15 protein-coding genes are annotated in these 12,906 nt (G+C 72.2%); 9 read left to right on the top strand and 6 right to left on the bottom strand.

Annotated features, from left to right (window positions below; genetic code table 11):
• The first annotated feature begins 90 nt into the window (after positions 1 to 90).
• The 4 genes from ACIRVF_RS18250 (at position 91) to ACIRVF_RS18235 (ending at position 3,386) form a co-directional block, all read left to right on the top strand.
• Positions 91 to 768: a TetR/AcrR family transcriptional regulator C-terminal domain-containing protein gene (locus ACIRVF_RS18250; RefSeq protein ID WP_402818233.1), complete on the top strand. Its 678-nt coding sequence runs from the start codon at positions 91 to 93 to the stop codon at positions 766 to 768.
• A 78-nt stretch (positions 769 to 846) separates the two neighbouring features.
• The gene (locus ACIRVF_RS18245; RefSeq protein ID WP_402818230.1) at positions 847 to 1,272 is read left to right on the top strand and encodes a hypothetical protein; all 426 of its coding nucleotides are present in this window, start codon (positions 847 to 849) and stop codon (positions 1,270 to 1,272) included.
• A 79-nt stretch (positions 1,273 to 1,351) separates the two neighbouring features.
• A complete protein-coding gene (gene pip / locus ACIRVF_RS18240; RefSeq protein WP_402818227.1) occupies positions 1,352 to 2,314 on the top strand; it encodes a prolyl aminopeptidase in 963 nt (320 codons plus the stop codon).
• A gap of 73 nt (positions 2,315 to 2,387) precedes the next feature.
• Positions 2,388 to 3,386, top strand: coding sequence for a YdcF family protein (locus ACIRVF_RS18235; RefSeq protein ID WP_402818224.1), 999 nt, complete (start codon positions 2,388 to 2,390; stop codon positions 3,384 to 3,386).
• A 38-nt stretch (positions 3,387 to 3,424) separates the two neighbouring features.
• Here the strand turns inward: ACIRVF_RS18235 and ACIRVF_RS18230 are convergent, their stop codons facing one another.
• The 3 genes from ACIRVF_RS18230 to ACIRVF_RS18220 form a co-directional block, all read right to left on the bottom strand.
• The gene (locus tag ACIRVF_RS18230) at positions 3,425 to 3,973 is read right to left on the bottom strand and encodes a PaaI family thioesterase (protein WP_402818221.1); all 549 of its coding nucleotides are present in this window, start codon (positions 3,971 to 3,973) and stop codon (positions 3,425 to 3,427) included.
• A gap of 31 nt (positions 3,974 to 4,004) precedes the next feature.
• Entirely contained in the window at positions 4,005 to 4,928 is a 924-nt protein-coding gene (gene mca / locus ACIRVF_RS18225) for a mycothiol conjugate amidase Mca (RefSeq protein WP_402818218.1), read from the bottom strand.
• 89 nt (positions 4,929 to 5,017) lie between these two features.
• Entirely contained in the window at positions 5,018 to 6,466 is a 1,449-nt protein-coding gene (locus tag ACIRVF_RS18220; RefSeq protein ID WP_402818215.1) for a DHA2 family efflux MFS transporter permease subunit, read from the bottom strand.
• A 127-nt stretch (positions 6,467 to 6,593) separates the two neighbouring features.
• On the opposite strand from ACIRVF_RS18220, the gene ACIRVF_RS18215 reads away from it, so the two are divergent.
• From ACIRVF_RS18215 to ACIRVF_RS18200, 4 genes are all read left to right on the top strand, one after another.
• Entirely contained in the window at positions 6,594 to 7,256 is a 663-nt protein-coding gene (locus tag ACIRVF_RS18215; RefSeq protein ID WP_402818213.1) for a TetR/AcrR family transcriptional regulator, read from the top strand.
• A 239-nt stretch (positions 7,257 to 7,495) separates the two neighbouring features.
• Positions 7,496 to 8,176 (top strand): DUF6445 family protein, encoded by a 681-nt coding sequence (locus tag ACIRVF_RS18210; RefSeq protein ID WP_402818210.1) that lies wholly within the window; start codon positions 7,496 to 7,498, stop codon positions 8,174 to 8,176.
• A 139-nt stretch (positions 8,177 to 8,315) separates the two neighbouring features.
• The gene (gene murQ, locus ACIRVF_RS18205; RefSeq protein WP_402818520.1) at positions 8,316 to 9,242 is read left to right on the top strand and encodes an N-acetylmuramic acid 6-phosphate etherase; all 927 of its coding nucleotides are present in this window, start codon (positions 8,316 to 8,318) and stop codon (positions 9,240 to 9,242) included.
• Positions 9,243 to 9,346: 104 nt separating this feature from the next.
• Positions 9,347 to 10,027 carry an isochorismatase family protein gene (locus tag ACIRVF_RS18200; RefSeq protein ID WP_402818208.1) on the top strand — a complete coding sequence of 227 codons (681 nt, stop codon included), beginning with the start codon at positions 9,347 to 9,349 and terminating at the stop codon, positions 10,025 to 10,027.
• Between the two features lie 81 nt (positions 10,028 to 10,108).
• On the opposite strand, the gene ACIRVF_RS18195 is transcribed toward ACIRVF_RS18200, so the two are convergent.
• Entirely contained in the window at positions 10,109 to 10,681 is a 573-nt protein-coding gene (locus ACIRVF_RS18195; RefSeq protein WP_402818205.1) for a helix-turn-helix domain-containing protein, read from the bottom strand.
• A gap of 273 nt (positions 10,682 to 10,954) precedes the next feature.
• Here ACIRVF_RS18195 and ACIRVF_RS18190 point away from each other — a divergent pair, with 273 nt between their 5' ends.
• Positions 10,955 to 11,581: a class I SAM-dependent methyltransferase gene (locus ACIRVF_RS18190; RefSeq protein ID WP_402818202.1), complete on the top strand. Its 627-nt coding sequence runs from the start codon at positions 10,955 to 10,957 to the stop codon at positions 11,579 to 11,581.
• Positions 11,582 to 11,599: 18 nt separating this feature from the next.
• On the opposite strand, the gene ACIRVF_RS18185 is transcribed toward ACIRVF_RS18190, so the two are convergent.
• Together ACIRVF_RS18185 and ACIRVF_RS18180 are read right to left on the bottom strand one after the other, a co-directional pair.
• Positions 11,600 to 12,139, bottom strand: a complete 540-nt coding sequence (locus ACIRVF_RS18185; RefSeq protein WP_402818196.1) for an isochorismatase family protein — start codon at positions 12,137 to 12,139, stop codon at positions 11,600 to 11,602.
• Positions 12,140 to 12,164: 25 nt separating this feature from the next.
• Entirely contained in the window at positions 12,165 to 12,806 is a 642-nt protein-coding gene (locus ACIRVF_RS18180; protein WP_402818193.1) for a TetR/AcrR family transcriptional regulator C-terminal domain-containing protein, read from the bottom strand.
• Positions 12,807 to 12,906: the final 100 nt, after the last annotated feature.

The raw sequence follows: 12,906 nt of genomic DNA, 5'->3' as shown, positions 1-12,906 counted from the left end.
CCGACCTGCCGCACCGAACCCGTCCACCGACCGGCACCGACCTGCCGCACCGAACCCATCCGCCCGACCGCTGGAGGCGTCCGCACAGCCATGCCGGAGAACGACGACGCGACCCCCGCCCTGACCCGCGAGGCCCTCACCCGGGCCGCGCTGCGCGTGCTGGAGCGGGACGGACTGGACGGACTGTCGATGCGCAAGGTCGCCACCGAGGTCGGCGTCAAGGCCGCCTCGTTGTACTGGCACGTCCGCAACAAGCAGGAACTGCTCGATCTGCTCAGCGACGCGATCCTCGCCTCGGCCGAACCCCCGCCGCGACAGGCGGACTGGCGGGCCGAGCTGTACGAGTACTGCGCCAGCTACCGCCGGCTGCTGCTCGACAAACGCGACGCCGCCAAGGTCCTGGCCGGCCGCCTCGCCCCGGGGCCGTGCCTGTTCGACCTGATGGAGGACCAGCTCACCCGGATCCGCTCGGCCGGGTTCACCGACGCCGACGCGGCCATGGCGAGCTACCTGCTGGGTGCCTTCGTCCAGGGCTTCGTGCTCCAGGAGCAGTCACCGATCTCGGCCGCCGAGGTGCTCGGCACCAGCCGCCGGGACATCGCCGACGCCGCCGGCGACCTTTTCCGCAGCCTGCCCACGGACCAGTACCCCAACCTCTCGCACCTGGCCGACCACCTCACCGGTCCGGACATGGACGCCCGCTTCGACTTCTGTCTCAACCGCGTCCTCGACGGCCTGGCCGCCCTGCTGCCACCGGACCGCCGCTGACCTGCGGCGTCGCCGCGGCGATCGGCTACGATGCCCCAGGTAAAGCGGAGTCAAAGCATCGGCAAAGGGGAGTCGGACATGGCCGGGGAACAGGCGGCACAGGAACCGGCCGGGCCGCAACCCGGGGACCCGACACCCGTCCCCGGCGGTCAGGTCGGGCTGCTCACCGGCGCCGCCCGCGAGTCGACGGGCTGCCTCGGCGAGCTGCTCGTCGAACTCGTCGGCGGCACCCTGCTGGTCGCCCTCACCACGGGTTCGCTCGCGGCGGCCTTCTTCCTCGCCCAGGCGCTCCACCGGGCCAGCCCGGTCGGCGCGTACGGGCTCGCCGCGCTCGGCCTGCTCGGGCTCGCCCACGGCATCCGTCACCGGCGCCGACCGAAGGAGCGGCGCGGCCGGCTCGGCCGGATCACCGCCAAGATCACGGGTGCACTGGGCTTCTGGCTGGTCCTCTGCGTCCTCTACGCCTCCTTCGGCACCGCCTTCGGGCCGGACATCGGGCTCTGATCGAGACCCGACGGCCACTCGGCCCCAACGGCAGGTAGGCTCACCCGGCAGCCCGTCCGAACCCACGGAGGTGTGTCCGATGCCTGAGCCCTACCGCCACGACGAGCCGTACGCCCAAGGCCTGTTGGACGTCGGCGACGGGCAGCGGATCCACTGGAACACCTCCGGCGACCCGGCCGGGAAGCCGGCCGTGGTGGTGCACGGCGGGCCCGGCTCGGGCCACAACCCGGGCTCCCGGCGCTACTTCGACCCGCGGCGCTACCGCGTCGTCCAGTACGACCAGCGCGGCTGCGGGCGCAGCCTGCCGCACGCCGCCGACCCGTCGACCGGGCTGGAGCACAACACCACCGCACACCTGGTCGCCGACCTGGAGCAGCTGCGCGATCACCTGGGCATCGACAAGTGGCTGCTCTACGGCGGCTCCTGGGGATCCACGCTGATCCTGGCGTACGCGCAGGCGCACCCGGAGCGAGTGTCCGGGATCGTGATCTGCGGGGTCACCATGACGCGCCCGGAGGAGACCGAGTGGCTCTACTGGGGTGTCGGCCGCTTCCTGCCCGGCCCCTGGGAGGAGTTCCGCGACTTCCTGCCCGCTGCCGACCGGGACGGCGACGTGTTCGACCTGCTCGCCGCCTACAGTCGGCAGCTCAACAGCCCACAGGAGAGCGTCCGTCGGGCCGCCGCCCGGGCCTGGTCCACCTGGGAGGACGCGGTCATCTCGCACGAGGTGCTGGGCAAGCCGAACGCCTACTCCGACCGCCCCTCCGACGCCCTGATGGCCTTCACCCGGATCACGGCGCACTACTTCTCCCACCGGGCCTTCCTGGCGGACGGCCAACTGCTGCGCGACGCCGGTCGACTGGCCGGGATCCCGGGCGAACTGATCCACGGCCGACTCGACCTCGGCGGGCCGCTCCGCACCCCCTGGGAACTGACCAGGGCCTGGCCGGACGCCCGACTGACGGTGATCGACGAGGCCGGGCACACCGGCAGTCCACGGATGGCGGAGGCCCTCCTCGCCGCCGTCGAACGCTTCGCCTGAGGGCGAACACCGTGGGGCCACCGGGCCGTTCGTACAGATGATCCAGAAGTCAGTTCCCCCTACGATACGACTCATGCTCGTCTATGCCCCAGCCGCCCTGTTCTTCCTCCTGTGCGGGATCGGGGTACTGCGCGACCGTCGCCGGTTCAGCAACGCCGTCCTGCTCGGCATCGCCGTCTCGCTCCTCGCCCTCGCCCTGCTCACCGAACTCCGCAGGGCACCCACGCTGGTGGCGGAACTCGCGGCGGTGGCAATCGTCCTGCTGCCGACCGCCGGAACGGTCGCCCTGGTCTGGTTCCTGCTCGCCAACGGCGTGACCATGATCCGTAAGGAGGGCCGACGCCCGGCCAACCTGCTCTCCCTGCTCGCCGGACTGGGCATCATCGCGGTCATCGCGCTGCTGTTCGCCGCCATCGTCACCCGATCACCGCGGCTCGGCATCCTGGCGGGCACCGCTGTGCTGGTCGTCGGCTACATCTCCTTCCTGTTCGTCTGCTTCGTCGGCTACGCCTTCCTGTACGGTCGCCACCGGCCGCGCCGGGACGTGGACTTCGTGGTCGTGCTCGGCTCCGGTCTGATCGGCGGCGAGCGCGTCCCGCCGCTGCTGGCCAGCCGGCTCAACCGGGGGCGCGAGGTGTACGAGCAGCAGGCCGCGCGCGGCAAGCCGCCGGTGCTGATCACCTCGGGCGGCCAGGGTCCGGACGAGAAGCTGCCCGAGGCCGACGCCATGGCCGCCTACCTGATCGAACACGGCTTCCCGGCGGAGCACATCGAGCGCGAGGACCGCTCGCGGACCACCGAGGAGAACCTGCTCTTCAGCAAGGCCATCATGGAGCGGGCCAGGCCCGGCTACCGCTGTGTCGTGGTGACCAACAACTTCCACGCCTTCCGGGCGGCCTTGACCGCCCGCAAGACCGGTGTCAACGGGCACGTCTTCGGCTCGCCCACCGCCCGCTACTACTGGCCGAGCGCGACCATCCGCGAGTTCGCGGCGATCTTCCTCGCCCACAAGTTGGTCAACTTCGGGATCTGCGGCCTCCTTGCGCTCTGCGGGGTGCTGGCGGCGCTCTGAGCGCTGCCAGCACCCCGGCCCCCTGGTCCCCGGCGAGGTCAGGCCACCGGGCGGGGGGCCAGGATCGCGCAGGTGGTTGTTGCGTGCGCGTAGAGCTTGCCGCTCTCCGCGCCCACCACCCTGGCCTCCGCCGTCGCCATCGACCGGCCCTGGTGCAGCGCCACGCCCTCGCAACGCAGCGGCTCCGAGTCGGCGAAGAGCGGGCGCAGCATGTGGACGTTCAACTGGGTGGTGGTGTACCCGACCCCAGCCGGCAGCTTGCTCAGCACGGCGCAGCCGAGCGCCGAGTCGAGCAGGGTCGCCAGGTACCCGCCGTGCACGGTGTTCATCGGGTTGAAGAGGTGGTCCCCGACCTCCGCCTCGAACACCGCCGTACCGGGTTTCACCTCAATGAGGTGGAAACCCATGGTGCTGCAGATCGAGGGCTCCGGGATGCGCCCGGCGATCCACTCCAGCAGGATCTCCTCACCGGTGAGGTGCGAGAACTCGGAGATCGGCGGACCTTGCGTCCAACTGTGGGTTCGGGTCCGCGGCTCCTGACCGGCCGGAAGCTTGAGCCGGCCGGCGGCAGGCTGAGGATTCGTCATGAGATCAACCTGCCCGGTTCGAACTCCTTGCTCAAGCCCCGTCCACGGCCCTCACCCCCGCGAACAGATCGTTCTCGACGGCGTCGGCCGACCCGGCCGATCCTATTGTCCCGGCCGCGACGCCGGCCCCGGGCACGAAGCTCCGCGCCAGGTGGTAGTCCTCGGTCGGCCAGACTTCGCGCTCGATGTCCCGTGGATGCGCCATGAACGCGACGCCGGGCTGTACCTGGGTGGCGTGGGCCAGCATCGCCGCGTCCCGTACGGCGAACCGATCGGCGCACTCGATCCGGGTCGTGGTCGCGAGGGTGGGCGGCGTGTCCGGCCAGCCGGCGAGCAGTTCGGCCATCTCCGAAGCGACTCCGCGCTCCGTCATGGCGTCGTGCATCGTCTGGAACCAGGCCCGGGAGAGCGCCAGGTGGTAGTAGAGCTTCGCCGCCTGCCACGGCTCTCCAGCCCCGGGGTAGCGCTTCGGATCGGCAGCCGCCTCGAAGGCCTCGACGGTGACCTTGTGGGTCATCACATGGTCCGGATGCGGGTACCCGCCCGTCTCGTCGTAGGTGATGACGACGTGCGGACGGAACTCCCGGATCAGCGCGACCAGCGGCGCCGCCGCGACCTCCAACGGCTGGGCGGCGAAACAGCCCTCCGGCAGCGGCTCGTCCGGGCCCGGCATCCCGGAGTCGACGAAGCCGAGGAACTGCTGGCGCACCCCCAGGATTTCACGCGCGGCCTCCATCTCCTCACGGCGGATCCGGGTGAGGTCGGCCCGTACCTCGGGCCGGTCCAGCGCCGGGTTGAGCACCGAACCGCGCTCGCCCCCGGTGCAGGTCGCGACCAGGACGTCCACGCCCTCGGCCGCGTACCGGGCGAGCGTGGCCGCGCCCTTGCTGGACTCATCGTCGGGGTGGGCGTGCACGGTGAGCAGTCGCAGGCCACCGGGGGGCTTGGTGAACACGGGTACCTCCAAGTTCGATCAGGGTCGAAAGGATCGAAAGGGTCTAAAGAGTCGGACGGACATGACGGTCGGCCAGGAGCGGCGGCCGGTCAGTCCGTCGTACGGGCGGAGCCCGGGTAGAGCAGGGCCGGTGCGATCGAGAGCGCCGACAGGCCCAGCACCCACCAGAAGGTCGTGCCGAAGGCCGCCCCGGCGTTCCCGGAGTGCCCCGCCTGGGTCTGCTGGAGTACCAGCGTCAGCACCGCCGTACCGAGCGCCCCGCCCAACCGGTTGAGCACGTTGACCGCACCTGCCGCCGCGGGCACCTTGGCCTTCTCGACGCTCTTGTACACCGCCGCCATGCCGGGGATCACGGTGATCCCCATGCCCACCCCGCGCAGGGCCAGGGAACCGACGACCAGCCAGTCGGCAGGGCCGGCGCCGTGACCGAGCCGGGTGAAGGCAAGGGTGCCGAGCAGTGAGCAGCCGATGCCGATCAGGATCAGCGGGCGCGGCGCGAAGCGGTCGGCTATTCGGCCGGAGAGCAACGAGGTGACCGCCGTACCGAGCGCCTGGGGTGCCAGCAGGAGCCCGGCTGCCACCGCTCCGGTGCGCTCCACCTGCTGGTAGTAGAGCGGCACCAGGAACATCGAGCTGTACAGCACGGCTCCCTGCAGGAAACTGTTCGCCGTCGCCACGGCGAAGCCCCGCCGTGCGAACAGCCGCAGGTCGATCAGCGGAGCCCGGTCGCCGCGGCGTCCGACCCGCAGCGCGTGCCGCCCGTAGGCCGCCAGCAGCACCGCGCCCGCGACGACCGCCACCGGGCCGGCCGTGCCTCCCCCGCCGACCGTGGACAGTCCGTAGAGCAGTGCGGTCAGTCCGGGCGACAGCAGCGCCAGGCCGGTCACGTCCAGCCGGGGCCGTGGGAGTCCGGACCGTGCCTCGGCCGGGAGCCAGCGGGACGCCAGCAGCACGGTCAGCAGTCCCACCGGCACGTTCAGCAGGAACATCCAGCGCCAGTCCAGGTGCTCCAGCACCAGCCCGCCGAGTATCGGCCCCAGGACCGGGGCCAGGCTGATCGGGAACAGCAGGGTGCCCATCACCCGCCCGATCCGGGAGGGCCCGGCCGCCTGCACCATGATCGCTTGGCCGAGCGGCTGGATCATCCCGCCGCCGATGCCCTGGAGCACCCGGAAGACGACCAGGCTGCCCGTCGACCAGGCCAGGCCGCACAGCGCGGACCCGAGCACGAACAGCACGACCGAGCCGAGCCAGGCCCGCCTGGCCCCGAACCGACCGGCGGCCCAGCCCGAGAGCGGCATGGTGAGCGATATCGCCAGCAGGTACCCCGTGGCGATCCACTGCACCGCCGCCATCGAGCCGTGCAGGTCGCGGGCGACCGAGTCGATGCCGACGTTGACGATCGTGGTGTCCAGCAGGGCCAGGATCGGGCCCAGCGCGAGCACCACGCCCATCTTCCACAGGCCCGGTGGCAACGGCTCCAACCGCTCCGATCGCGCCTCGCCGGACCTGCCCTTCGTGGTGACCGACGTGGTCATGAGCCCTCCCCTGGGTCGTTGCTCCGGCGGCCGCTCCGACCGCCCGGAAAGAACTTAGGACGGACCCACTGATTAGGTCAAGCCTAATTACTGTGCTCGACCCAGCGAGCTGGGCTAGGCTCGGACCATGACCGACACCGGCACCACTCCGAACCTGCGCGAGCTCAACAAGCGCCGCACCCGCGAGGCGATCTCGCACGCCGCGACCAGGCTCTTCATCGAGCGCGGCTTCGACCGCACGACCATCGCCGAGGTGGCGGCCGCTGCCGGGGTCGCCAAGATGACCGTCACCAACCACTTCCCGCGAAAGGAGGACCTCTTCTTCGACCTGCACGAGGAGATCGTCGACCGGCTCCCCCGCGCCGTCGCCGAGCGCGCCCCCGGCGAGTCCGCGCTCGCCGCACTGCGCCGCGACTGCCTGGCCGGCCTGGACCGCCGCGACCCGAGACTCGGCTTCTCCGGCCCCGACTTCGCCCGCACGATCGCGGAGAGTCCCGCCCTCGGCGCCCGGCTGCGCGAGTTGAACGAGCAGAGCGAGGCCGCACTCGCCGAGGCGCTGGCCGAGGCCGTTTACCCGGCTCCCGACGAGCCCCGGGGCGTCGACTTCGAGAGCAGGGTCGCCGCCGCCCTCCTCGCCGCCGTCGACCGGGCGGTGCTCTCCGAGGTCTTCCGCCGCACCCTGGCCGGCGAGGAGCAGGCCGCCATCGCCGCCGCCGTCCGCCCGTCCGCCGCTCAGGCCTTCGACCGACTGGAGGGCGCGCTCGGCTCCTACGCCGTCCGAGAGAACTGACGAACCGCACCGACCGCCCGACCGCCCGACCGCCCGACCGCCCGACCGCCCGACCGAACCGTCCGCGGACAACGCACCCCGGTCTCGCCGGCGCTCGCCCACCACCCCATCCCGACGGCGGACTTCGTCCGGATCCGCCACTGAAGGACCGTCGGGGCCTCCACCCACCTGCTGTCCTTGACGAAAGGTTGACCTGTTCACGGCAGATAGTTGACGCGGGCCACCCCTATGGTCGGCCCATGCCCTCACAGCCCATCAGGCCCGCCGCACTGCCGGTCCTGCCCTACCGCAAGCCCACCCGCGGCCGGGACTACTGGGTCCTGGACAACGTCCTACCCGACCCGGATGCGGTCCGCGAACGCGTCCTGGCACGCGGCGACTGGACCGAGGGCTACCCGCACCGCCCCGAGACCTGGCCCGGCCTGCGCACCATGCCCGGTCTGGAGCCGGGCGAGCTGGCGCGGGTAGAGGCCCAGGTCCGCAAGGCCACCGGTGCCTCCCGCCTCTGGGTGCAGAGCACGCCGGGCGGCGGCACGCTCAACCACAACTGCGTCCAGGTCGTCGGCGCCGGCGAGTCGGAGTCCCGCCCCCACACCGACTCACGCGCGCTCTGCCGCTACGCCGCCGTGCTCTACCTGAGCCCGGGCGCCCCCAAGGACGCCGGCACCAGCTTCTACCGGCAGCAGTTCCCCGGCGGCAGGCTCGGCGGCAACCTGGTCAACGCCCCGCACAACAACCTGGTCGAGGCCCTCGGCACCCGCCACGTCCCCGCCGACCACTTCACCGAGGACGTCCGCGTCCCCAACCGCTACAACCAACTGCTGCTCTACCACGCCAACCTGATCCACAGCGCCACCGACTACTACGGCACCGACCTGGCGGACCGCCGGATGACGGCGGTCTTCTTCTGGATGGCCTGACGAACCAACCGGCCCCCTCAGGACCGGCCGCCCAGGACCGGCTGCCCTCGGCACCAGCCGCAGCCCCGCGGGAGCGGCAGCGTGCCCGTAGGATCGCAGGGACCAGCCATTGCCACCCCTGGACACCCCCGAGGCCGCGATGACCCAGGACGCCGTCCCCACCACCGAGACGGTCCGCGCCGACTGGGCCGGGATCGACCGGCTGCCCACGCTCGACCTGCTCCGCCTGATGAACGCCGAGGACCGAACCGTCCCGGCCGCCGTCGCCGGGGAGCTCGCGGCGATCGCCGCCGTGGTGGACGCCGCGGCCGCGCGGATGGCACGCGGCGGGCGACTGGTCTACGCCGGAGCGGGCACGGCCGGAAGGCTGGGCGTACTGGACGCCGCCGAGTGCCCGCCGACCTTCGGCACCGAACCGTCCTTGGTGGTCGGCCTGATCGCGGGCGGCCGGACGGCCGTGACGGAGGCTGTCGAGGGCGCCGAGGACCGCACCGACCTCGCCGAGGCCGACGTCGCGGCGCTCGGCCTCACTCCGGCCGACACCCTGGTGGGCGTCTCCGCCTCCGGCCGCACCCCCTACCCGCTGGCCGCCGTCCGTGCGGCGCGGACGGCCGGGGCGCTGACCGTCGGGCTGGCCTGCAACCGGGGCTCGGCACTGGTGGCGGCGGCGGAGCTGGGGATCGAGGTGGAGGTAGGACCGGAGGTGCTGGCCGGCTCCACCCGCCTGAAGGCTGGCACGGCGCAGAAGCTGGTGCTCAACCTGCTGTCCACGGCCGTGATGGTCCGCCTCGGCCGGACGTACGGAAATCTGATGGTCGATCTGCGAGCCACCAACGTCAAACTCCGCGACCGCGCCCGACGGATCGTCGCCGAAGCCACCGGCGCCGACGAGGACGCCGTCCGCCGCGCCCTCACCGCCACCGACGGCCGCACGAAGGACGCCGTTCTGGTCCTGCTCGCCGACGTGGACGCCCCCACCGCCGCCCGACTCCTCGCAGCCGCCGACGGCCGCCTCCGCGACGCCCTGGAACTGCCGAGGGACCAGTACTCCAACCGCAGAACTTGATCGCGCCGGGTGGGGCCGGTCCGCGGTGCGACTGGGCCCACTACCTGGTCACCGTGTCGTGGGGCCGACTTGTCCGAGCCGCTGGGGAAGCCGACGGAGGGTACGTGCAGACCGACTCCAAGATCCACGACTGGCGGATCGAGCCCCGCGAGTACGCGCGCCAGGAGGCGAGACGCGGCAGGCGTCACGCGTACGAGAACCTCGACCCCGCACGCACCGCGTTGATCGTGATCGACATGGTTCCCTTCTTCGTCGAGGCGAATCCGTACGCCCGCGGCATCGTGCCCAACATCGACCGCACTGCCGAGGCGGTACGCCGGGCCGGCGGCGTGGTTGCCTGGGTGGTACCGGCGAACGAGGCACCGCTCGGAAATCCGAGCACCGAGTTCTACGGACCGACAGTCAGCGAGACGTTCGCGGCGACCGGCGGCGAAGGCCCACTGCGCTCGCGTCTGTGGCACGCCTTCGACGTCCGGCAAACGGATCTGCTCGTGGAGAAGACCGCCTACAGCGCCTTCTTCCCCGGCCGTTCACCATTGCCGGAACTGCTCGCGGAGCGCGGCATCGGCACCGTCCTCGTCACGGGCACGCTCACCAACGTCTGCTGCGAGTCCTCGGCTCGGGACGCGGCCACCACGGGGCTGCGCGTACTGATGATCGCCGACGCGAACGCGGCCCGCCGCGACCAGGACCACAACGCCGCACTGCACACGATCTACCGGTCATTCGGCGACGTACGGACCACCGACGAGGCGCTTGAACTGATCGGACAAGGAACTGGGTGAAGACCGAGGTCCACAACCGGAAACGACACTCCCCGGCCTCCCCCCAGGAGCCGCCCGAGCGGTTGCGACGCGCTGTTCGGTTCAGGCGGTACGGGCCCGGAGGTGGGCACGTTCGCCCTGGTGGCCGAAGAGGACGAGGAGCTCGACGGTGCCGTCGCCGTCCGGTCCGAGCCAGTGCGGCACGTGGGTGTCGAACTCGGCGGCCTCACCCGCTCGGAGGACCAGGCTCTGGTCTCCCAGCAGCAGGCGCAGCCGCCCGGAGAGGACGTAGACCCACTCGAAGCCCTCATGGGTCTTCAGTTCCGGCTCGCTACCGGGCCGGGGTGGGATCAGCAGCTTGTGGGCCTGGACGCCGCCGGGGCGGCTGAGCGGCACGTACGTCATCCCGTCCCTGGCCACCGGGCGCAGGTGGATGCGCGGATCACCGGTGCGGGGCGCTCCCACGAGGTCGTCGAGGGGGACGGCGTGGACCTCGGCGAGCGGCAGCAGCAGTTCCAGGGTGGGCTTGCGGGTGCCGCCCTCCAGCCGGGAGAGGGTGCTCTCGTTGATCCCGGTCCGCTCGGCGAGTTCCGCCAGCGTCATCCCGCGCCGGCGGCGCAGCTCGCGCAGGCGGGGGCCGACCGCCGCCAGGACGTCCTTCTTCGCGTTGCCCATGCGCTCAGGTTGCCGAAACGGCATGGAGCGTTGCAAGTCCGGCAGGGCACGCGGCACCGTCGTGGCAGCGGGGGCACCGTCGTGGCGTCGAGCCCTCCCCCACGAAGCCGCCGACGCCGAGCGAAACCCCACCCCCCGGACACCCCCGAAGCCCGAACCCAGAACCCAGAACCCCGGACCCAGAACCGCGAACCGCGAACCGCGAACCGCGCCCCCCGACCCCCGACCCGCAACCGCCAACCCGGAAAGCCCGACCCCGGAAAGGGAACCTCCATGCACACCGACTCCGCGACCTTCTGGGAGAACCACTACTCCCGCCTCGACCCCGACTGGGGCACCCGGCCCAACACCGTCCTGGACGGCCTGGTCGCCGACCTCGCCCCCGTCCCCGGCAGGGCGCTGGACCTGGGCTGCGGCCACGGCGGCGACGCACTGCGGCTCGCCGCGCTCGGCTGGGACGTGACCGCCGTCGACGTCGCGCCGACCGCGCTCGCCCGCGTCGCGGAGCGGGCGGGGGCCGCCGGCCTGTCCGCCCGGGTCCACCCCGTCCGTCACGACCTGGCGCGGACCTTCCCTCCGGGCGGTTTCGACCTGGTCAGCGCCAGCTACTTCCACACGCCCGTCGAGATCCCGCGCGATCAGGTCCTGCGCCGCGCCGCGCAGGCGGTGGTGCCGAACGGGCTGCTGGTCGTGGTGGACCACGCCTCCGTGGCGCCCTGGTCCTGGCAGGCCGGGCAGGACGTGGAGTTCCCCACCCCCGAGGCGGCCCTCGCTGCGCTGCGGCTCGGCGACGGCTGGCGCACCGAACGCTGCCTCGCGGCCCGGCGCACCGCCACCGGCCCCGAGGGGCGGAGCGCGACCGTCACCGACAACGTCCTCGCACTGCGCCGGACGGCCTGAGCGGCCCCTGGCCGCCCGTTACCCCAGCCGCAGGTCCGCCGCCGCCACGACCTCGCCCAGCCGCGGGAAGTCGAGGTCCACCGAGGCCCGGTGCTCCGCCTCGGTCAGCCCGGTCATCGCGTCCTCGACGAAGACCAGCCGGTAGCCGCGGTCGGCGGCCGCGCGGGCGCTCGACTCCACGCCGAGGTTGGTGGCGATCCCGGTGAACACCAGGGTCTCCACGCCCCGGGCCCGAAGCAGTTCGTGCAGGCCGGTGTCCTGGAAGGCGCCGATGGTGCGCTTCACCACGACCTCGTCGGCCACCGCCTCGACCTCGGCCAGCAGTTCGCTGCCGGGCGGCTGCTCGGCGACACCCGGCCGCTCGACCCGGACCGCGACGACGGGCGCGCCGGCGGCCCGGAAGTCCTCGGCGAGCTTCAGCGAGGCCGTCACGACCTCCGGACCGCTGTGCGGCGCGAGCTCGTGGGCGACGATCCGGTCCATCAGGTCGATCAGGACCAGGGCCGTCCTGCGGGGATCGAGGGGAGCAAGGGGCGCACGGGGATCAGGGGTGGTCATGGCGCACACGGTAGTCCATGCCCCGTCACCCCGAGCCCTCCGCCGCCTCCCGCGCGATCTCCGCCCGGAACCCCTCGATCAGCACCCGCAGCCCGTAGTCGAAGTCGGCGTCGTGGTCGGTCATCCGCAGCACGTCGGCGGCCTCGCTGAGCAACGGCAGGTCGCGCAGGGCCTCGTCCGGGAACGGCGGACGGGTGCGCTCCGCGGCGTCCTGCCGCCAGGCCTGTTCCTCGGTGACCCAGCCCATGATGTAGCGGTCGACGGTCAGCAGCAGCCGCAGGGCGGTGCGCGGGCGCAGCCCGGCCCGGCAGAGTGCGCCCAGCTGGGCTTCGAGGGCCGGGAGTTCCTCTTCGGTGGGCAGGGTGCCCGCGTGCACCCGGGCGCCGTCGCGGTAGGCGAGCAGGGCGGTGCGCTTGGCGCGGGCGTCGGCGGCGATCCACTCGGGCCAGTGTTCCGGGTCAGGTTGGCGGTCGGGTGGGAGGGCCTCGGCGAGCATCGCCTCGGCCATCAGGTCGAGCAGTTCCCGCTTGTTCCTGAAGTGCCAGTAGAGCGCCGGCGACTGCACGCCGAGCTCCCGGGCGAGCCGCCGGGTGCTGAGCCCGTCGATGCCCTCCTCGTTGAGCACGCGCAGAGCGGTGCGCACCACTTCGTCGCGTTGCAGCGCCATCCGTTCGGCCTTCCGGTAATCGACTTGCGGAGGCCACCTTATCGCCGATAAGTTCCGACCCGACTTTATCAGTGATAAGGAAAAGGCGATCAAGGACCCG

This window comes from Kitasatospora sp. NPDC101157, assembly GCF_044768255.1.
GTDB lineage: Bacteria > Actinomycetota > Actinomycetes > Streptomycetales > Streptomycetaceae > Kitasatospora.
The sequence above is the reverse complement of the archived record's forward strand: the minus strand, read 5'-3'. Positions and strand labels throughout refer to the sequence as shown.

Excerpts from the sequence above, each read along its gene's own strand:
- ACIRVF_RS18250 (WP_402818233.1), top strand. The coding sequence starts at position 91 with ATGCCGGAGAACGACGACGCGACCCCCGCCCTGACCCGCGAGGCCCTC.
- ACIRVF_RS18245 (WP_402818230.1), top strand. The coding sequence starts at position 847 with ATGGCCGGGGAACAGGCGGCACAGGAACCGGCCGGGCCGCAACCCGGG.
- pip (WP_402818227.1), top strand. The coding sequence starts at position 1,352 with ATGCCTGAGCCCTACCGCCACGACGAGCCGTACGCCCAAGGCCTGTTG.
- ACIRVF_RS18235 (WP_402818224.1), top strand. The coding sequence starts at position 2,388 with ATGCTCGTCTATGCCCCAGCCGCCCTGTTCTTCCTCCTGTGCGGGATC.
- ACIRVF_RS18230 (WP_402818221.1), bottom strand. The coding sequence starts at position 3,973 with ATGACGAATCCTCAGCCTGCCGCCGGCCGGCTCAAGCTTCCGGCCGGT.
- ACIRVF_RS18220 (WP_402818215.1), bottom strand. The coding sequence starts at position 6,466 with ATGACCACGTCGGTCACCACGAAGGGCAGGTCCGGCGAGGCGCGATCG.
- ACIRVF_RS18215 (WP_402818213.1), top strand. The coding sequence starts at position 6,594 with ATGACCGACACCGGCACCACTCCGAACCTGCGCGAGCTCAACAAGCGC.
- ACIRVF_RS18210 (WP_402818210.1), top strand. The coding sequence starts at position 7,496 with ATGCCCTCACAGCCCATCAGGCCCGCCGCACTGCCGGTCCTGCCCTAC.
- murQ (WP_402818520.1), top strand. The coding sequence starts at position 8,316 with ATGACCCAGGACGCCGTCCCCACCACCGAGACGGTCCGCGCCGACTGG.
- ACIRVF_RS18195 (WP_402818205.1), bottom strand. The coding sequence starts at position 10,681 with ATGGGCAACGCGAAGAAGGACGTCCTGGCGGCGGTCGGCCCCCGCCTG.
- ACIRVF_RS18190 (WP_402818202.1), top strand. The coding sequence starts at position 10,955 with ATGCACACCGACTCCGCGACCTTCTGGGAGAACCACTACTCCCGCCTC.
- ACIRVF_RS18185 (WP_402818196.1), bottom strand. The coding sequence starts at position 12,139 with ATGACCACCCCTGATCCCCGTGCGCCCCTTGCTCCCCTCGATCCCCGC.
- ACIRVF_RS18180 (WP_402818193.1), bottom strand. The coding sequence starts at position 12,806 with ATGGCGCTGCAACGCGACGAAGTGGTGCGCACCGCTCTGCGCGTGCTC.